18 protein-coding genes are annotated in these 18,192 nt (G+C 44.9%); 3 read left to right on the top strand and 15 right to left on the bottom strand.

Annotation, left to right across the window (positions count from 1 at the left end; all coding sequences use genetic code 11):
* The first annotated feature begins 1 nt into the window (after window position 1).
* Window positions 2-496, top strand: a complete 495-nt coding sequence (ilvN, locus tag LEUMU_RS0112180) for an acetolactate synthase small subunit (RefSeq protein WP_022952567.1) — start codon at window positions 2-4, stop codon at window positions 494-496.
* Window positions 497-580: 84 nt separating this feature from the next.
* On the opposite strand, the gene LEUMU_RS0112175 is transcribed toward ilvN, so the two are convergent.
* The 15 genes from LEUMU_RS0112175 to LEUMU_RS25850 form a co-directional block, all read right to left on the bottom strand.
* Window positions 581-1,105 (bottom strand): hypothetical protein, encoded by a 525-nt coding sequence (locus LEUMU_RS0112175; protein ID WP_022952566.1) that lies wholly within the window; start codon window positions 1,103-1,105, stop codon window positions 581-583.
* A gap of 9 nt (window positions 1,106-1,114) precedes the next feature.
* Complete coding sequence (locus tag LEUMU_RS0112170; protein ID WP_040503974.1) at window positions 1,115-2,203, bottom strand: hypothetical protein; 1,089 nt, start codon at window positions 2,201-2,203, stop codon at window positions 1,115-1,117.
* 33 nt (window positions 2,204-2,236) lie between these two features.
* Window positions 2,237-4,450, bottom strand: coding sequence for a GumC family protein (locus LEUMU_RS25865; protein ID WP_022952564.1), 2,214 nt, complete (start codon window positions 4,448-4,450; stop codon window positions 2,237-2,239).
* 302 nt (window positions 4,451-4,752) lie between these two features.
* Window positions 4,753-5,838 (bottom strand): acyltransferase family protein, encoded by a 1,086-nt coding sequence (locus LEUMU_RS0112160; RefSeq protein ID WP_022952563.1) that lies wholly within the window; start codon window positions 5,836-5,838, stop codon window positions 4,753-4,755.
* A 27-nt stretch (window positions 5,839-5,865) separates the two neighbouring features.
* Window positions 5,866-7,197 (bottom strand): undecaprenyl-phosphate glucose phosphotransferase, encoded by a 1,332-nt coding sequence (locus LEUMU_RS0112155; protein WP_157474329.1) that lies wholly within the window; start codon window positions 7,195-7,197, stop codon window positions 5,866-5,868.
* 173 nt (window positions 7,198-7,370) lie between these two features.
* On the bottom strand, window positions 7,371-8,216 hold the full coding sequence (locus LEUMU_RS0112150) for a glycosyltransferase family 2 protein (RefSeq protein WP_022952561.1): 846 nt from the start codon (window positions 8,214-8,216) through the stop codon (window positions 7,371-7,373).
* Window positions 8,216-9,148, bottom strand: a complete 933-nt coding sequence (locus LEUMU_RS0112145; protein ID WP_022952560.1) for a glycosyltransferase family 2 protein — start codon at window positions 9,146-9,148, stop codon at window positions 8,216-8,218. Before LEUMU_RS0112145 ends, LEUMU_RS0112150 begins: the two co-directional genes overlap by 1 nt.
* Complete coding sequence (locus tag LEUMU_RS29310; protein ID WP_022952559.1) at window positions 9,145-9,594, bottom strand: acyltransferase; 450 nt, start codon at window positions 9,592-9,594, stop codon at window positions 9,145-9,147. Before LEUMU_RS29310 ends, LEUMU_RS0112145 begins: the two co-directional genes overlap by 4 nt.
* A 13-nt stretch (window positions 9,595-9,607) precedes the next feature.
* The gene (locus LEUMU_RS25860) at window positions 9,608-10,894 is read right to left on the bottom strand and encodes a hypothetical protein (protein WP_022952558.1); all 1,287 of its coding nucleotides are present in this window, start codon (window positions 10,892-10,894) and stop codon (window positions 9,608-9,610) included.
* Window positions 10,884-12,197, bottom strand: coding sequence for an oligosaccharide flippase family protein (locus tag LEUMU_RS25855; protein WP_022952557.1), 1,314 nt, complete (start codon window positions 12,195-12,197; stop codon window positions 10,884-10,886). Before LEUMU_RS25855 ends, LEUMU_RS25860 begins: the two co-directional genes overlap by 11 nt.
* Before the next feature lie 3 nt (window positions 12,198-12,200).
* Window positions 12,201-12,683 carry a glycosyltransferase gene (locus LEUMU_RS0112125; protein WP_022952556.1) on the bottom strand — a complete coding sequence of 161 codons (483 nt, stop codon included), beginning with the start codon at window positions 12,681-12,683 and terminating at the stop codon, window positions 12,201-12,203.
* The gene (locus LEUMU_RS0112120; RefSeq protein WP_022952555.1) at window positions 12,680-13,138 is read right to left on the bottom strand and encodes a glycosyltransferase family 28 protein; all 459 of its coding nucleotides are present in this window, start codon (window positions 13,136-13,138) and stop codon (window positions 12,680-12,682) included. Before LEUMU_RS0112120 ends, LEUMU_RS0112125 begins: the two co-directional genes overlap by 4 nt.
* Window positions 13,139-13,144: 6 nt before the next feature.
* The gene (locus LEUMU_RS0112115; protein WP_022952554.1) at window positions 13,145-14,110 is read right to left on the bottom strand and encodes a class I SAM-dependent methyltransferase; all 966 of its coding nucleotides are present in this window, start codon (window positions 14,108-14,110) and stop codon (window positions 13,145-13,147) included.
* A 216-nt stretch (window positions 14,111-14,326) separates the two neighbouring features.
* Entirely contained in the window at window positions 14,327-14,884 is a 558-nt protein-coding gene (locus LEUMU_RS0112110) for a DUF1415 domain-containing protein (RefSeq protein ID WP_022952553.1), read from the bottom strand.
* Window positions 14,885-15,319: 435 nt separating this feature from the next.
* On the bottom strand, window positions 15,320-15,628 hold the full coding sequence (locus tag LEUMU_RS25850) for a hypothetical protein (RefSeq protein ID WP_022952551.1): 309 nt from the start codon (window positions 15,626-15,628) through the stop codon (window positions 15,320-15,322).
* A gap of 68 nt (window positions 15,629-15,696) precedes the next feature.
* Between LEUMU_RS25850 and LEUMU_RS0112095 the strand changes: the two genes are divergently transcribed.
* Complete coding sequence (locus tag LEUMU_RS0112095) at window positions 15,697-16,944, top strand: lipoprotein-releasing ABC transporter permease subunit (RefSeq protein ID WP_022952550.1); 1,248 nt, start codon at window positions 15,697-15,699, stop codon at window positions 16,942-16,944.
* Window positions 16,944-18,191, top strand: coding sequence for a lipoprotein-releasing ABC transporter permease subunit (locus LEUMU_RS0112090; protein ID WP_022952549.1), 1,248 nt, complete (start codon window positions 16,944-16,946; stop codon window positions 18,189-18,191). Before LEUMU_RS0112095 ends, LEUMU_RS0112090 begins: the two co-directional genes overlap by 1 nt.
* Window position 18,192: the final 1 nt, after the last annotated feature.

Below are 18,192 nucleotides of genomic sequence, written 5' to 3'. Positions count from 1 at the left end.
TATGCGACATGTAATTTCAGTTTTAATGGAAAATGAGTCGGGTGCTTTATCTAGAGTTGTCGGTCTGTTTTCAGCTCGTGGCTATAATATTGAGTCTCTCTCTGTTGCTCCGACAGATGATGACAGCCTGTCGCGCTTGACACTGGTCACTCGTGGCAGTGAGCAAATCATTGAGCAGATTCTGAAGCAGCTGAACAAGTTGATTGAGGTTGTGAAGGTTTCTGACTTGTCTGAGCACAAGTATATTGAGCGTGAAATGATGTTGATTAAAGTGGAAGCAAAGCATGCTGATGCAATCACTTCAATCAAGCAGATCGCAGATATCTTCAGAGGCAAGATTATTGACCTGAGTAATCGCACGTTCACTATTGAAGTGTCTGGTGAAGGCGATAAGCTTGATGCCTTTATCGTTGCGATGCGAGATCAGATTATCATCGAGGTGGTTCGATCTGGATGTATTGGTATTGCTCGTGGAAATATCGCTTTGAGAGTGTAGATTTTTAAAGCATCGCTTAATAAAAAAGCCCGATCGGCAATATGCAGATCGGGCTTTTTTTTGTGGAAATTTCTTAGGTTTTGCTTAATCGCGTAGCTGGTAGCTGGGTTGGTTAGCTGCGTTAATTAGTTTGTGTTTGATAAGCCACTGTCTGGCATCTTCTGCATCTTCCTTAAACCAAGCCTCGCTAGAACCAAGCATAAAGTTATAACCCCAGCTATTCATATCCTGCATCATTTTAGCTTTACTAAATTGAGTGAAATGATCAGATAGTAAGATTTGTAAATAGCACACGGCATTTTCTTCATCAGATGTGCCACCAGCATTTGTATGGAGCTGTGAGCGACGTTTGTTGTCCATGCAGATGTAGTGACAGGCTTCATGTAATAGAGAGTGGAGAGGGGTGTCAGGTCTTATATAGAGTTGGTCAGCGATAAGGCCAGCTTCTTCATCGCCCCAGAAGCTACCAGGGATGGCCTGATTGATATCAACGACATTTAAGTGCAACTGATATCGATTTAATAGTGTCTGTGCCTCAGTAAGATCAACTTCAGCAATGCGTGTTACAGGAGGAGTGCTGGGTGTAGTTAACTCTTCAGTTGGATTCACGATGCTTGCTTAGTGAAGGTTATCTTCGAAGTGGAACTGACGAATAATTAGTTTTTCACCATTGTCGGCTAAAGTGATATTGCATTTTCCGGTGCGAGTCAGCCATTGTTGCTCATCGCTGAACTCAAATCGAGTCAGAAACTCACCGTCACCATAGAAACCATCAGGTGTTACTTTCCAGGTAAAGTTATGCAGGAAAACTTTTTTCTGTGTGGCCGAAGCAAATAGATCCAATATTTGTTTAGAGGATTGAGGTAGGCTATTGTTGGCCTGCAGCTCTTGAATTAAGTTACCCTCTAACGCCTTTTCAAAGTCATTAAGTAACAACTGAATGCGGTTTACACCTTTTGCATTACTAGTGTTGTCAATAGTCACTTTTGATTGAGATGACACGGTACGAATCGTCGTAGCGCTCTCAGTCATTTGTTGGTTAGTTGTTTCATCAAGCGGCAGTGAGACAATGTCCTGACGCACAATTGCTTGTGGAGTCGAAGGTACCAGCAACACAATCATAAACCCGACGAGTACTAAGCCCATCACTCCAGCAAATAAAACATAGTTGATCTGCTTCTTCTGCTGAGATCTGCGGTAATTGCTATTTGGTCTAGGGCCATGATGGACTCTAAAGTCAGAATTCATAGCGTAGTCTTGCTCTTCATGAGCGCTTTGGGCAGGCTTAGGTTGGTCTGTAGGTGATGTTTGCATTGCTAGAATCTTATCAAATGACTGTTGTATTTGTTGTAAATGCGGATGATCTTGCTTGCTCGTAAACTTATCTGGATGAAAAATGTTTTGTAGCAGGCGTTTATGGCGCTTGCATGTGTCCAGACTGGCTTGTTCACGAGTTGCGAGACCTCTGTATGGGCTTTTTTCGTGATCCGCCATTACCAGCTTCAAGAAACCTAGGAAAGCATCTTGAATAATCTGTTCATCAATCCCCATGCTCTCGGCTAGTTCGGCACGTTTGCGGGCCGAGGCAGTCGTTTGCAGTAGCTCCGACATACCATGAGGCAAGGCGCGTATTAGGCGCCATTGCTCCATTCCGTGTGTTGGATGCTTGTGCAGATAAAGCGCAAACTGGATTGCTGATTTTTTCATAGTTTAAACATCACAACAGATAAATAAGTATTACTACTGAGCTTGTTCCGGCTTGGTGTAAGTATAGTAACTATCATCACTATATTCCGGATTGCTGGAACGATCTATTCTTGATAGTAAAGTACCAATAATATTGCCGCTAGTACGCTCCATACGTTTCAGCGCTGCAAGCAATGAAGCCTTGCGAGTCTTGCCTGCCTGTATGGTTAAAATCGTAGCATCTGCAAGATTAGACAATACCAGAGCATCCGCTAAACCAATGACTGGTGGACCATCAATAATGATGTAATCAAACTCGTCCATCGAGATTTCCAATAGATCCTGCATACGCTTTCCAGAGAGCAGTTCAACCGGATCTGGCGGAATTGGACCTGAAGTAATAACACGCAGTTGCTTAATCAGGCATGGACGGCTGATCTGTGCAGCATTGCCAGCACCTGCCAAATAGTTCGTTAAACCTTCCAGGTTATCCAGCTTTAGTCGTTGGTGCAGGCTTGGATTTCTTAAGTCTGCATCGATCAGCAATACTTTACTGCCAACCTGAGCATAAGCCGTTGCCAAGTTCAGGGCGATTGTACTTTTACCTTCTGCAGGGCTGGAGCTAGTGATAAATGTAACTCGTGGAGCACCATAGCGAGTCGAGAATTTGAGGCTGGTACGCAATGAGCGAATCGCTTCAGCAAGTGGTGAACGAGGCTCTAAGTGCGCTAATAATGCCAGCTGGTCGCTAGACTGGTTCTTAATATTAGGCAGCAATCCAAGTACTGGAAGGCCTGTGACGCGCTCAACTTCATCAGAGTTCTTAAGGCTGTCATCCATAAATTCACGCAAGAAAGCCGCACCCATACCAAGCATTAAGCCTAATAGCATGCCGAAGGCCAGATTGTTACGTAGTCTTGGTTTGTGCTTCTCGTAAGGGACGCCTGCCTTATCAATGATGCTGATGTTGTTGGTACCAACACCGCCAGCGACGTTAACCTGCTTCAGTTGTTGCAGCAGTTCGGTGTAAAGCACTTGGTTAGATTCAACCTCACGTTTTAATGTATTGTACTTAATGCTGTCGCCCTGAGTTTCCAGAGTCGCACTTTTCAGGCGATCAAGTTGTGCGTTCAGCATTTCTTGTCTGCGGGCTGCTGCAGTAGCTGCTGACTCAAGGCCTTTAAGCGTAGAAGCTGCCTGGCTGCTCAGTTCATTTCTGATAGCATTGATTTTGGCGTTTAAGTTACGGATAGTGCGATTGTTGCCGCTAGCAGAGCGTTGAATTGCGGTATTTCGCTCAGCGATTAGCTCGTTAAGCTCGCTACCTTTTCTTTGTAGGGCTGGATCATTAGATAGAGCTGCGATCACTGAAGGATCATCAATACCAGCGCTTTTGGCCTGAGCATACAGTGCTTCTGCTTCAATACGATCACGCTCTGAGCCGACTAACTCTTCGCTTAACTTTTTCAAGGAGTAGGTGTTAGTGCTCTCACCATCTACATCCTGAATAATGCCAAATTGGCGGGCGTACTCGTTTAACGCACGCTCTGATTTCTCTAGCGACTGGCGAACTTGTTGAATGTTTTCCGTCAGGAATTCTTTAGAGTAGGACGCTGTATCAAAACGCTTTTCAAGATTCATTCTTACAAATGTTCTTGAGATAGCATTAGAGATATCAGCAGCCAGTTTTGGATCTGTTGAGTCGTAGTTGATCATGACCAGCTGAGAGTTGCTAATCGGCTGTACCGTCAGGTTCTCAAGAAACAGGGCCTCTGTACGATCTGAACTGCTCAAATCTACAGTAGACATTCCTAGTGCTTGTTTAATCGAGCTGATCACACCAAATGATGTGTCTTTGGTGTCAAGGCCAAGCTGGTTGATGACACGACGAGCCAGTGCTTTACTTTGAATCAGCTGACGTTGCGTTTCATGAAAGTCTTTATCACTGCGTGATTCAATGCTTTCGAACATCGCACCGTTGACGATCTGTTTAGCATTACGCTCAATCTGAATCGTAGAGCTAGCACGGTACACTGGCTTGATCATCAGCGTAACAAGCAGGACTGCTAACAATGTCAGTAGTGTTGTTGCAATAACTAACCACTTACGGCGGGCAATAATTCCAATGAATTCTTTCAGGTCCAGGCCACTCGGCGGCGTTAACAACTCTTCCGGATAGATTGCACCAGGGTGAGGAACGGCTTGAGTAGCGCTTGCCTGATTGTTCGCGACTCGGGAGGGGAGTCTTTGGTTGTTGTCAACACTCATAAGTTTTCTGTCATCTAGTTTGATAGTCGGGTTGTATATACATAGTCATATTGAAGCTTAGCAATTGACTATTTTTTGTGATGCTTGATTGTTGGTTGTTTAATTTATGAATACAAAGAATCTGAGATAAGCTAGCCTTTATTGGAGATAAACCAGTGGTATTTCAGCCCCCATTCAGGCTTTAGCGACGAGCTGAAGCAACCGGCTACAAATGGCAAAACACAGTCGCTTATAATAGCAATTCGGCTGCTGCAGTACAATAATGTAGTTGTTAACTATATTGTTGATATTACTGAGATAATTTATACGGTAACCTTATTTCCGGAGAGCCTTTTTTTGATCCACTCTCTAGCGGGTGTCTCAAACAGCTTGTATGAGGCTATCGAGATAATAATCAGTAACGCCAAGGCGGCATAAAAGTCAGCAATCTCACCTAAGTTGATTCGTGTCTCAATCAGCCGGTTGTAAAGTCCAAACACGGGCTTCTGTAGGATGTAGAGCGAAAAGCTAGCTTCACCAAGCAGGATTAAAAATGGGTGGCTCAGCCAGTCTGTTACTTTGTTCTTGCTTGCTGCCAGTAGCCAGATAAAGAGTAAAAAAGCGGGTGCAATTAATCCGTTTGTGTAAGCTAGTTTCAGTCCTAGTAATGCTTCCAGTTGGGGGCGTGTTTCAAGTAGCAGTACAATTAGTCCAAGCGAAGCCAGTAGCCATATTGGGTGAGGCGACTTCAACTTATGTGAATTTCGCTTAAAAAGTACACCACAAACTAAGCCCGCAATGAATGCATTAATATGCATCAAAGGGTGGTAGTAAATGAAGTCGTGCAGCAGGCTTTTTCCAGTGTATTGCGAGCTATTTATGGCGTCAGTTAAAACATACTGGGTTACGACCCAAGTGACTAAACCAATTAAAGCGACGTATTTCAGCCCGTTTTTATAAATGAGTACTAATAAAAACGGGAAGCAAAGGTAGAAAAAGGCTTCAACCGATAGAGACCAACCCGGGTTATTGAGTGTCATCGGGTAGCCTGGAATCCAGGCTTGCAGCATACTCATGTGCAATGGCAGGGCTAGTGGCTTTTCACTGAGCTCATGTGAGCTGGCAACGACCATTAGCAGTAAGCCAACTAAGTAGACTGGGTATATACGTGCAAATCGGGCAATCCAATAACTACGCTTATTTAAAGGGCGGTCTGGGTTTAACCTAAAATATGCAATTGCCATAATAAAACCAGACAATACATAAAAGTAGTTAACGGCAATTGGCCCGGCGGTAACACTTTCATTAATCCATGGAATGTTAGCTGGGAAGGCCTGCATTCCATAATGGAAGTAAACGACAGTCAGCGCAGCAATAAAGCGCGTAAACGTAATTTGATTAATTTGCACGTTATAAGCTCAAATATTGTTTATATTTTAGTAAGCGTTTTTGTCAATAAATGAGCGAGTGATTGTCAGGAATATAATCTTAATATCCAGCGACAAGCTCCATTCACGCATGTATTCCAAGTCGAACTCAACGCGCTTTTTCATTTTGTAAACGGTATTGGTTTCGCCGCGCCATCCGTTGATCTGTGCCCAGCCTGTAATGCCTGGCTTAATCATATGGCGTAACATGTAGCCTGGAATAAGTGAACGGTACTGTTCGTTGTGCGCAACGGCATGAGGACGAGGGCCTACAATCGACATTCTTCCCTGCAGTACGTTGATGAATTGTGGCAACTCATCTAATGATGTGCGACGTAGGAAGCGACCAATTGGTGTAAAGCGGTCATCATCGCGTTGTGCTTGTCGAACGTTGTCACCATCTTCACATACATTCATTGTACGGAACTTCCAAACAAGGATCTTTTCACCACGCAAGCCATAACGTGTTTGCTTGAATAACACAGGACCTCTGGAAGTGAATTTAACCGCCATTCCAATTCCCAGTAACACAGGTGAGATCAGTGTCAGAATAATGCTACCCACAATAATATCTTCAACGCGCTTTACTAAAGCGTGATCAGATGAAAATGGTGAGTCATAGATACATAAAACTGGTGTGTCAGCAATTTCGATAAATTTACTATGCAGCAGGTTAGTAGTGAAATAGTCAGGCAGTAAACGAATAGGGGTTGCGCTGTCGGAAAGATCATCCAATAGGGCATGCATACGCTGCTTGGCTTCAACCGGTAGAGCAAAGTAAATTTGATCCCACTCGCCTTTACGGGCAGAGCTGATCATGTCCTGATAATTTCCAAGATTAGCATAGCCGCCGAAATCCGCTGGGTTCTCACTTTGGCGCTCATCATAGAAACCAGCAATGCGGTAACCGAAGTCGGGATTGTTTTCCAGCTCACGAGCAAAACGTAAACCATTTTCAGTCATGCCGACAATAGCAACGGTACGGTTGTTCATACCCAGACGTTTCAAGTGAGAGAAAACCTGACGTAAAATAACACGAGCGATAATCAAGATGACCGGTGTGGTCAATAACCATGCTAATAACACGACACGAGAGAACTGCTCACTGGTCTTTGAAATGAAGGCAATGAATACCATTGATAGGAACGTCAGTAACCAAGCAACCACGATTCTAGCCGCCTCGTCACGTACCGGTCGCCCGCCCCAAGAGGTGTAAATCTCGGTAAAGCGGCCATACAAACCAAACAGTACAACAGCTGATAAACCTGCGACTAAATACCCCTGCACATTGTAGAAGTGAGTATAAAGGGCGCCCAGAATGAGTGGCATCAGGATAACCATGATGTCAACTAGTCGATATATTAACTCGGAACTTATTCTTCTATCGTCCACGGTAGTCCTCTCTGGGGTTCAGCTGGTAGCTAGTGGGGGTATCTGGCACCAGTTTTGGTTCACTATTTTTAATTACTATTTTCGTGTTATTCACGTTATTTAATATCTTTATTGTACACTAATCATGCATTGCGAGAGGATAGGTCTTTCTCCCAACGGTAGTCCTTTAGTCGTTTAAATTGGTTTTTTGACCGAATCCTAATGATTCCGGCGATACCAATATAGATTAGCGTCGAAAACCAGTCACGACTTAACAGTCTGGAGCGCATAACGCTGCCGTACTGCTTATCCTCTTTTACCTTGCATTGGCCCGTTGCTGCCAGCTGCATATTGCCCAGTCGGGCGCGTGTTTTGATCTTAATTAGGGAATAAATATCCCTTGGTGCATTAATATATATTTCGGTATCCGGAACATTGCTAATTTCACGGTTCCAGAAGTTGCAGCGAACAAAACCATCATCATTGATGACTTCCGGAAAGCTTTCAAAGCGCTGTCTACCGGTCTCCGTAATAATGTAACTGCAGGTCGCGATCACTCCCTCTTTGATATAGGGGAGGTTGACCCATACTTTGTAGTAAGTCTTTACTAGCCATGAAGACGCTGAGGTATCGATAATTGGCGTGGGGGCCGCCAGTAAAATATCTTGGTGCGTCTCTAGGTATGCATTAATCTTGGTCAGGCAGTTTTCGCTGAGCCGTGTGTCTGCATCAATGTAGTAGACAGGGAATGTCAGGCCAAGTTCACGTGCATAGGTTTCTGCTTCATTAAGCGCATTAACCTTGGATGGTGTTTCGATATCCAAGCAGTGAATATCTGGATATTTCTCGCGAACAATCTGAGCAGTTTCATCCGTGCAACCGTTGCAAGCGACAATAATGTTATCAACATTGTCTTGTCCAATGATGCTATCTAAGCACGCTTCAATAACGCCGGCTTCATTGTGCGCGGGAACAATTACGGTTGCCATTAACGATATCCTTCCAGCCAGCTGCGGCGTTGTTGGAATATGGTACGCCACTCATTACGTACCGCTTGTTTATCTTTGCTGATCAATGCCAGCAGGCTGCTCGACACATACTTATTGAAGACATGAGCTAATAACAATCCTTTATAGATGACCTGTTTCCAGGGAGACTCATGTTTTGCGATAAAGTGTGCTTTTCCTTTGAGCAGCTTAATCATCTTGCCGGACAGATTGACTTCACTAACGCCGCCATGATGAATAATTTTAGCCTCTGGAGTAACGCGAGGCTGATGACCAAGCTCAATAGCACGAATGCAATAGTCTGCTTCTTCTGCGTACATAAAAAAACTGTCGTCCAAACCGCCTAGTTTTTCCCATAAGCTTCTCGGTGTTAAGAAGAAGCAGCCGGTAATTACATCAACATCACGCTCAGATTTTCGATCCCAGCAGCCATAGTTGTCATGATTGAAAAAACAACTCTTGCGGAATACTTTGCTTAATCCGGTCGCACTAAATAGTAGCGTGCTAAAGCTAATTCTGGCGCGGGCGTTATTTGGGTTCAGACTGAGGTCGTTATTGAGTGTGACACCACCCCAAACCCCAGACTGTGGATGTGTTTCCGCAAAGCTTACCAGCTTATCAATTGCGCCATCCAAGATAACAGTATCCGGATTTAGCAAAAGCACATACTCTGCATCGCCGTCTTTAGCGCCTAAATTCACGCCGCCAGCGAAGCCTAAGTTGGCTCCTGACTCGATCAAAGTGACCTCTGGAAACTCGTTCCGGATTCTTTCGACTGAGTTATCCGTTGAGTCGTTATCAACAACAATAAGGTTTACATTTGTTTGCTTGGTTTGCTCGAATACTGACTGAATGGCCCGAATCGTGTACTCAGCGGTATTATAAGAAACTAAAATTATATCTACGCGACTCATTCTGCCAACATTCCGTATTCAATTGTTTTGATATCACTGGCAATAACCTTGGCAGGATTTCCTGCGACGATGCTGTTAGATGGCACGTCTTTGGTTACTACGCTGCCGGCAGCAACAATCACATGATCGCCGATCGTGACATTGGGTAACACAATAGAGCCGCAGCCAATAAAACAGTGAGTACCTATGCGTGTTTTGGCATCGTGACGTCGAGTAGAGTAGTCATGTGATAGAACAATGGCATCAAATGTCACCATGGTTTTTTCACCAATCGACAGGCCTTTAGGATTGGTTTTGTCAATGCGAGCCTTGAATGACAGGCGTACATCTTTAGCGATGTCCATGCCGTAAACCGTTCGGAAGTACCAGGTACGGGCAAATAACAAACGGTTACGTAGATTAACCAGAACCATAAACATGCGTTGATTAACGAAGCGTGCTCTCATGAGACAGGTGCCTTTATTTCATTTTACGTTTATAAGCGGCTTTGATTTGGGCAATCCGACTTAAGCGGGTGACCGAACTGGATAGCTGCTCATGATATTGCGCCCAGCTAATGGAGCCCAATACAAAAAAGAACATCGGTTGTATTTTACCGAAGTAGTCAACGGTAAAACCGATCAGAATAAGTGCCATGGATGCCATGATCCATGAGCTCACCATCCATTTCACTGCGGGATGGTGCTTGTGTAAAGTGCCTAGCGCTTTAAATACGGCATAGAAGCAGCAGAACAACAGAATAAAGCTCGCGAATACGCCGTGCTGCATGGTGACGAGCAGCCAGAAGCTATCGATACTGGAGTTCATCCACTCCGGGCGGGACCAGTCATGCAAGCCGATTCCCATTACCGGGTTGTCGGCAATATCATCCATCGCGTACTCCCACTGCAACATTCGGTAGTAACCAGTAACTGGGTTGAATGTCAGATAGGAAATCAGAATGGCGAAGAAGCCACGATTCGATAGCGCATTAATTAGTAGGAATATTGCAAACGCAAAGAAGATTAACGACGACCACAATCGCTTAGCCCCTTGCCAGTTGTGTGCTAATACTGCCGTTGCACCTTGAAATACCACGGATAACAGTGGTGCAGAGGATAGGGTAGTGATCATTCCGATCAACAACGCGAATGCACGCACTGCATTTAAGAAGTTAAAGCGGTAAATCATGAGCAAAACAGCAAATGGGAAGAATATCGCGCCGATTGTGCCGTATAAAATAGGGTGTGCGAATAGGTTGGTTGTCCGCATGATGCCCGCACGAATGTAGTAGTGCGTGTACAGGCGATAATCCAGGGAGTCATTACCCGTTATGCGAGTTGCCCACTCGTGCAAAATACGATGCTGAGCAAAGGCTTCATACAAAGAGAAAACTAAGAGGCCAGCCAGAATGCTAACAAAGGCCAAGTTGATATAGTAATAGCGTTTCGGCGTTGTAATAAATAGCCGCGCTAAATAAAACGAACCCAGTACCTCAATGGCAAGAATACCTGAGGATTCCAAGCCTTTTTGTGGGCCGTGATTGTAGATCAAACTTGCTGTTGCCAGTAGCATAAATGCACCCAGCAAAATATCGACTAGATCAGCGCGTTCCAAAACCGTCTTAATATTGATAATGCTAACCAGCAGGGCAGCACCAAGCACTAGCCGGTAAGCCTCTATCCGCAAGCTGCCTAACAGGTAGTGGAACTCCACCGGAATAAAAATGGAGATAACAAACAGGATGGCCAGAATTCTAAGAATCATAAGCGTTGGCTTCACTCACCTTGGTGCGGGATAGTAATTTCTGCTGGTAAAATAAGATGATCACTAAGGCGACCAGTACGCCATTAGCCAACAACGTTGCCATCGCTGCACCTTCAATACCGTGGCTGCGAATCAGTACAACATTTGCAATCAGGTTGACGACCATTGCAATGGTTAACGCGATATTTAAAAAGCGGACTTTCTCACGAGCAATGAATAAGAATGAGAAGGTCAGGCTAGCCGCACGCAATAGTTGCGCCAGTAATAATAACGCCAAGACTTGTGAGGCGGCCAGATATTCTGGCTTAAATACCAGTAGTAGATAGTCTGATAAACCATACATGATGCCGGTAACCACTGAGATTACTACCAGCACTAAAGCGGTTGCCTGCCAGAAAAAGCTCCAAAGCCTTTCAGGTTGGTGGTTGTATATCGCCAGCAGGCGCGGATAAATCGTGGCATCTAACGCGCCTAGGAAAAACAGGCTGATGTAGGAAATCTTAGCAGCCACGTTGTACAGCGCCACTTTTTCATTATCCAGAAAGTAGCCAACCATTACCGTATCGGACCACAGCATCATAAAAGAGAATAATGAAATGGGGGCGAGCGGAAGCGACTTGATGAACAGCTGCTTCAGTCCGGGGACTTCGCGATCGGCTTCAGCATTACGGTTAACATAAGGACGGATTAACTGAAAAGACAGGATGCCAGCAAATACCAGCGACAGAATATAGATCACAATATGGCCAGTGCCATTGGTGAAATATTGCCAACCAAAGCCGATAACGATTAAAAAGCAAACCGCAGGCAGGGCGTTCTGTGTTAATACGGATAAAGACGTGTGACGAATGGCTTTCAAGTAAAAGCTATTCACAATCATGAAATTGAAAAATATAACGCAGACCGACGCCCACATTAGTTCACTCAATTTAATGCCGTTGTTAAAAAATGCGTTCTGTACGTATGGACTTAGTGCCAGCCAGAGGCCAACGAATAATAATGAAATTAGTAAGACTAAAAAGTGAGTATTCTTTAAGTAACCCGTTTTAAAGGCAATGTGTTCGACTTGTGCGCTGGCGACTTCTTTTACAATGAGCTGGTCCAAACCAACTCGACTAATCAGTGCAATACCAGCAACAAAGGTCATTAATAAGAAAATGACACCGGCATTTCCCAAGCTTAATTGTCGGGTAATAATAATCGCTACCGCAAAATTCAGCGCAACACCCGTAAAGCGTGCAATGATGGAGAGCAGGCTTTGAATAATGAGTGGGTTGTGACGGAGCTTATGAAGGATTGTCATGGCTTAGCCGGTAATGCCTTCAATATAGTCACCTAAAAACTGGGTGAGCTGCTCACGCTTCTGGTTGTCCGACTCGGCAGGGCTAGTTAGCTCTGTGCGCTTAGCCAGCTGAGCGAATAAAGTCTCTTTAGTATCCGCTGTGTACACACCCGGCAACTGAGACATCCAAACCAAGCCATCAGCCTGATGGTTATTCCGATGCTCGCCCAGTTCAAACTGGCGATTAATTACAATCACAGGTGTTTGATGTTCACGGGCACTAATGATGTTGCCCATGCCTGCATGAGAAACAAAGGCAGTCGACTCATTAATGTTTTGGTTGTATTGGTCGCCGTTTAAAAAACGCTCCCATTTCATATTTTGAGGAATGTACTCGCCATCACCAATTTGAGCAAAAACAGCCTCATCATTTTGGCTAGCCCATTCATCCATATATTGAATCAAACGATCAAACGAAAACTGAGTCCCTACGGCGACAAAAATCATAAAACAGACCCCTTGTAATGAATCGTTTTATCATCACTGAGAGGCTCCCACTGTGTGATCACTAAGTTGGCGTGATTTTTTACCATTTCACCTGAGCGCGAGAGCTTTGCGACATTGGCAATGCTGTCAACCCAGATGGTTTTAATAGGTAAAAATTTCGCAATTAATACGGCAATCGCACCAGGGGCTGCACCCGTTGAAATAATGGCAGTCGGGCGCTCTTTGATCATAATCAACAACAGCTGAAAGGCCAATGGGATCAGCTTTAGTTTGCTGTCTGCACTGGCATCCGTAATGTTATGGATTTTACGCAGGCTGTTAGTTGAGCCGTATTGAGCCGTTGGCGTGGCATAAACCACGTCAAAGCGAGACTCCATTGCATTGCAAATCTTATTGAGTTGAATCCAATGGCCTCCCGGAGAGGCAATAGCCAGTATTTTTTGTTTTTTTGACATAGCTAATTAGGCGCTTTCAGGTTTATAAAGATAGAACGCGGCTTGATCGCCTTTATTTTCTTTATTTAGAGCAATGCTGCGTTGTTTGAATTCTTCAATTTGCTCAGCACTAAAAATAGACTTTTCAGGGTTAACTGCGTATGAATTATCAGCCTGCAGCGTAATATCTTTCAGATATTGCTCGCTACCCCAGAATTGAAAAGCAAAGGAATCATAAACTGTTTTGCGAAGCTCTAAGCCTGCAGTGTCCGCCAGAAACTTCACACTATTAGTTGAATGAAGGAATAAGTGACGTGGTGCATCCAATTGCACCCAATTAACGCCATAATGCTCCCACGCCCAGCTGCTGACCGTTGGAATGCGGATCATGCAAACGCCGCCCGGTTTCAGCAGTTTTTTGATTTGCTCTAATGTTTCATGTTGATCCATCACGTGTTCAAACGAGTGGTTCATCATAATCAGATCCCAGCCTGACTCGGTGACGTCATGAATTGATTTCTGCTCAATGGTTAAGCCATTACTGTAATCAATCTTCTTGGCATTAAAAGGGTCAATACCGTGCGTATTGTTAAATCCACACTCACGTAATGAGTGCAATAGGTGACCCGCACCACAGCCCACATCCAAAATTTTTGACTGCTTGGTAACGCCAGCAACTTGTAGCGTCGGGAGCTTGTCATGTGGCATGCGATCTTGCAGGATCTTACCTAGAAAACCTTTGCCGGTAGCCGCATAGCTATCACGAAGATTAATCAGGATTTTCTTAATGCCCGTCGCTGGTTTGATCTGATCGTAGGAGTAGTAATCATCGCCAGGGTAGTAAGACTGAATATTGTCCGGCACATTGGCAATTTGCAGACAGCCACATTGACCACATTCAAAGTAGTCATGCAGGTCTCGGAGTCCGAGCATCATCTCGCGGGCTTGATAAGGGGTATTATTTTCTTTATTTGAACAGATGCGACACTGCATGGATTTTCTTTCCTAAATTATCTGTTAACTGTCGGCGTGCGAAGCTAGTCGTTAAATGGTTGTGCTCTGGTTCATTTTAAACCTGAGTTATTTTGGCATTGCCAATTTACCGGCCCCGGTGCAACGCCTTCATTTCGATTGCCATAGCATACCTTCAATCTGAGGTGCATTCTAACTCAGCAGATAAAGTGTTGCTATTTTAAGCTATTCAGTGACTTAGTCGGCCGTATAGCATGCTTCCAATTGTTTTTTCAGCGCTTCAATGCCTAGAGATCTTGCTCTATTGATATTGTTTTGAGGAATTTCCTCCGGATCACTAATGGATTCCAGTGCACGCTCAACACTACTCTCACGCAGCAGGTGAAGCATAGGGTAGGGTGAGCGGTTGGTATAGTTTGCCGGATCATCTGGTGTGGCTTCATCAAAACAATAGTCAGGGTGAAAGCTGGCTAATTGATAAGTGCCTTCGTATTGCTGGTCTTCTAATAAGCGCTCGGCATAATCCAGTAAATCGAGGTAATCCTCAAAGTCAGTAAAGCCATTAGGTAGTATCAGTAGGCTGGTTTCAATGTTTGGGTTTTCATCTAGCCTTTCACAGGCCAAAATCAGCTCTTCAAGGCAAACCTCTATATCGGTATGGGGGATAACGTCAAAATGAATCCGCTCCTGAAGCCATTCTTGCTTAGCAAAAGGGCAAAAATTATGCGCGATAACCACGCTTTTTAGCCAGTTTTGGCTATGTTTGATCAGGTCTTCAGTCGGTGTCAGAATCATGAGGTGGCTTGCTTGATAGGATGCGCTGAAGTGTATCCTTAAACCGCTGTTTAGGGAATCCCAAGGGCTTGTAAATACATTGATAATAAGTCTACGCCAGCCTTCCAAAAAGTATCATGAAAGGCATGGGGCTAAAGGCTGGATTGTTATGCGAGCATGGAAAGCAGTAAGTGTACTAACAGCTACTGGGATTGGCCGATGGCTGAAGTCCCTATTGTTTCCAGCGCGCAGAAGAGTGTCTCCAGTGCGTTGAGAAACACGTTTGGAGGTCGCTTAATTCATGAGTTTAGTTGCGCTGGAGTAAGCGATGAAGCCCAAATAAGCTACCTATGAGTTAGCTGCGGCTAACCAATCATTAACTAAAATAATGGCTGACTTACGATGACGCTGCCAGTAAACTGCCGCGTAAACAGTCACTGGCGCGTTATTTAGCATCTATTGGCGATGCAATACCGTATGTACCACGTGCTTATTCTCAAAATAAACTGAGAAGCTGCCATAGTTCCAGCGTGTTATGCGCGGGTTCTTACGAGATGTTTTGCCTTTAGATGTCGATATCTTTGACGCCTTGCCAAAACGTTTCTGTACGGCACTCATACTAGTACCACGAGTTGGCGTTTCGGCTTTGGTGGCAATTGTCATTTGCCCGCCTTTCTTAATAATTTCCGCCGTCGCGATACTCGGTGTAAAGAAAATTGACAGCACGGTTAATGATGCAGTCAGTAATAAAGGGTTAAGTTTCATGGTATTCACCAGTGTTACTCATTATTTTAATTGGTCAGCGTCCCTGTGTTATTCAATAAAACTAAATTATGTTTAAACCATTAGAGTTATTTATTGGTCTGCGCTATACGCGCTCCAAGCACAAGAATCACTATATTTCATTCATCTCTTTGGCATCAATGCTGGGGATTATGATTGGGGTATTAGCATTGATAACCGTCTTATCCGTTATGAACGGTTTTGAGAAGGAACTGCGTGAAAGAATACTGGGCATGGTGGCCCATGTCACGGTTTCAGGGACGGGCGGCAAGCTCTCCGGTTGGGAGGATATTGACCAGCGATTAGCGGCTGATAAAGAAATCCAAGGCATTGCCCCCTATATCGAACAGCAGGTTATGATCAGCGCCAATGGCGAGGTGCGTGGCATCGTAATCCAAGGTATTCAACCTGAGCGCCAGCCTGCGGTGAGTGAGCTATCTGATCACTTATTAGATGGCAGTCTCGATACTCTGGTCGACCGCGACTACAACATTGCCATCGGCTCCGAATTAGCGTCTGCCATTGGTGCGTATATTGGCGACAAGGTCACAATTATCACGCCTTCCGCAACGATTACGCCAGCCGGTGTATTGCCGCGTATGAAGCGCTTCACTGTCAGCGCCATCTATAAGATGAATATGCGCGAATACGACAGCAGCACGGCATTTATCCAGATGAGCGATGCTGCACGACTATTCAAAATGGGCGATGAGATTAGCGGCTTGCGTTTAAAGCTGGATGATTTGTTCGCTGCACAACCCATTGCTATGAAGCTCCAGAAGCAATTGGGTGATGCCGTTGAGGTGAGCGATTGGGGTAGGGATAACAAAACCTTCTTCAGTGCCATTCGCATGGAAAAGACCATGATGTTCTTTATTCTATTGCTAATTGTAGTCGTTGCCGCCTTTAACTTGGTGTCATCGTTGGTCATGGTCGTTAATGACAAACAAGCGGATATCGCCATCTTGCGAACGCTGGGTATGTCACCAAATTCTGTGAAAAAGATCTTCATGATTCAGGGTAGCCTGATTGGAGTGTCTGGGGCAATTCTGGGCGCAATCTTTGGTGTGTTATTAGCCAGCAATCTGGATGTCATTATTCCAGCGATTGAGAGCTTCTTCGGGGCCAAGTTATTTGCGGAAGATGTGTTTTATATCTCCACTGTGCCGTCCGATCTGCAGTCGCAAGATGTTTGGATAATCACGGTTGCCGCCTTAGTGATGGCTGTAGTTGCCACTATTTACCCTGCGAATAAGGCCGCTGCCGTGCAGCCTGCTGAATCCCTGAGGTACGAATAATGTTTCAACCGATTGAGGTCAGTATTGGCCTACGCTATACCCGTGCGCGCCGTCAGCAGAGCTTTGTATCCTTCATTTCATTTGCCTCGATGATTGGGATCGCACTGGGAGTCTTGGTGTTAATCACCGTGCTGTCCGTGATGAATGGATTTGAGCAAGCCATGCGTGATCGAATTTTAGGGGTGGTTTCACATATCACCTTATCTGAAACCGATGCCATGATTGAGAATTGGTCAGATAGACGTGACGGTGTGCTTAAAATGGAGCATGTTATTGCTGCTGCGCCCTTCGTCGAAAAGCAAATTATGTTAAATGAGGGCAGTAGTGTTCAAGGTGCTTTACTTGAAGGTGTCTTGCCCGAATATGATAAAGACATCGGTAATGTGAGCGAGCATATGCTGGAAGGTAGCTTTCAGGATTTAGTCGATGGCGAAGATAATATTATTCTGGGCGTCAAGCTGGCTGAGACGCTGAGTGTTGCCGTCGGTGATAGTGTGACTTTGCTAACGCCCAGCGCATTAAGCGAGACCACGGGTGAGTTGCCGATTTTGAAGCAATTTAATGTGGTCGGTATATTCCGCGTTGACTTGCAGCAATACGACCGCGGAACCGCTTATGTGCATATGGCTGATGCCATGCGCTTATTTGAAATGGGTGATCAGGTAACGGGTTTGCGCTTAACGCTGGATGACCTTTATCTGTCACGAGAGGTGTCTCAGAAACTTGAAGAAACCTCCGGCCCTGATTACTGGGTCAGTGATTGGACACGTCAGAATGAGAATTTCTACAAAGCTATTCAGCTGCAGAAGAAAATCATGTTCTTCCTATTGGGCCTGATTATTGCGGTAGCGGCATTTAATCTGGTTTCTACATTGGTGATGGTCGTTACTGATAAAGACAGCGATATCGCCATACTGCGTACACTGGGTATGACTCCCGGTAGCATTATGAAAGTGTTTATGGTGCAAGGCACGTTGATTGGGGTGGTTGGTACAATTCTAGGCGTCATATTCGGCGTGTTACTCGCCACCAATGTCGATGTGATCGTGCCATGGTTGGAGCGCTTATTTGACGTTAACTTTATCTCCGCCGATGTCTACGGTATTAGCGAGTTGGAGTCTAAAGTAGAGTGGTCCGATGTCACGATGATTGCCATCAGCGCGTTGGTTTTATCCATGCTAGCAACCCTTTATCCCTCCTGGAAAGCCTCCAGAGTACAACCTGCAGAAGCATTAAGGTACGAATAAA

This window comes from Leucothrix mucor DSM 2157, from assembly GCF_000419525.1.
Lineage (GTDB): Bacteria > Pseudomonadota > Gammaproteobacteria > Thiotrichales > Thiotrichaceae > Leucothrix > Leucothrix mucor.
Note: the sequence above shows the minus strand (reverse complement) of the source record. Positions and strands in the feature narration are given on the sequence as shown.

Bases quoted from the DNA above. Each gene is read 5' to 3' on its own strand.
- ilvN (WP_022952567.1), top strand. From the start codon at position 2: ATGCGACATGTAATTTCAGTTTTAATGGAAAATGAGTCGGGTGCTTTA.
- LEUMU_RS0112170 (WP_040503974.1), bottom strand. From the start codon at position 2,203: ATGAAAAAATCAGCAATCCAGTTTGCGCTTTATCTGCACAAGCATCCA.
- LEUMU_RS25865 (WP_022952564.1), bottom strand. From the start codon at position 4,450: ATGAGTGTTGACAACAACCAAAGACTCCCCTCCCGAGTCGCGAACAAT.
- LEUMU_RS0112155 (WP_157474329.1), bottom strand. From the start codon at position 7,197: ATGGTTATCCTGATGCCACTCATTCTGGGCGCCCTTTATACTCACTTC.
- LEUMU_RS0112150 (WP_022952561.1), bottom strand. From the start codon at position 8,216: ATGGCAACCGTAATTGTTCCCGCGCACAATGAAGCCGGCGTTATTGAA.
- LEUMU_RS0112145 (WP_022952560.1), bottom strand. From the start codon at position 9,148: ATGAGTCGCGTAGATATAATTTTAGTTTCTTATAATACCGCTGAGTAC.
- LEUMU_RS29310 (WP_022952559.1), bottom strand. From the start codon at position 9,594: ATGAGAGCACGCTTCGTTAATCAACGCATGTTTATGGTTCTGGTTAAT.
- LEUMU_RS25860 (WP_022952558.1), bottom strand. From the start codon at position 10,894: ATGATTCTTAGAATTCTGGCCATCCTGTTTGTTATCTCCATTTTTATT.
- LEUMU_RS25855 (WP_022952557.1), bottom strand. From the start codon at position 12,197: ATGACAATCCTTCATAAGCTCCGTCACAACCCACTCATTATTCAAAGC.
- LEUMU_RS0112125 (WP_022952556.1), bottom strand. From the start codon at position 12,683: ATGATTTTTGTCGCCGTAGGGACTCAGTTTTCGTTTGATCGTTTGATT.
- LEUMU_RS0112120 (WP_022952555.1), bottom strand. From the start codon at position 13,138: ATGTCAAAAAAACAAAAAATACTGGCTATTGCCTCTCCGGGAGGCCAT.
- LEUMU_RS0112115 (WP_022952554.1), bottom strand. From the start codon at position 14,110: ATGCAGTGTCGCATCTGTTCAAATAAAGAAAATAATACCCCTTATCAA.
- LEUMU_RS0112110 (WP_022952553.1), bottom strand. From the start codon at position 14,884: ATGATTCTGACACCGACTGAAGACCTGATCAAACATAGCCAAAACTGG.
- LEUMU_RS25850 (WP_022952551.1), bottom strand. From the start codon at position 15,628: ATGAAACTTAACCCTTTATTACTGACTGCATCATTAACCGTGCTGTCA.
- LEUMU_RS0112095 (WP_022952550.1), top strand. From the start codon at position 15,697: ATGTTTAAACCATTAGAGTTATTTATTGGTCTGCGCTATACGCGCTCC.
- LEUMU_RS0112090 (WP_022952549.1), top strand. From the start codon at position 16,944: ATGTTTCAACCGATTGAGGTCAGTATTGGCCTACGCTATACCCGTGCG.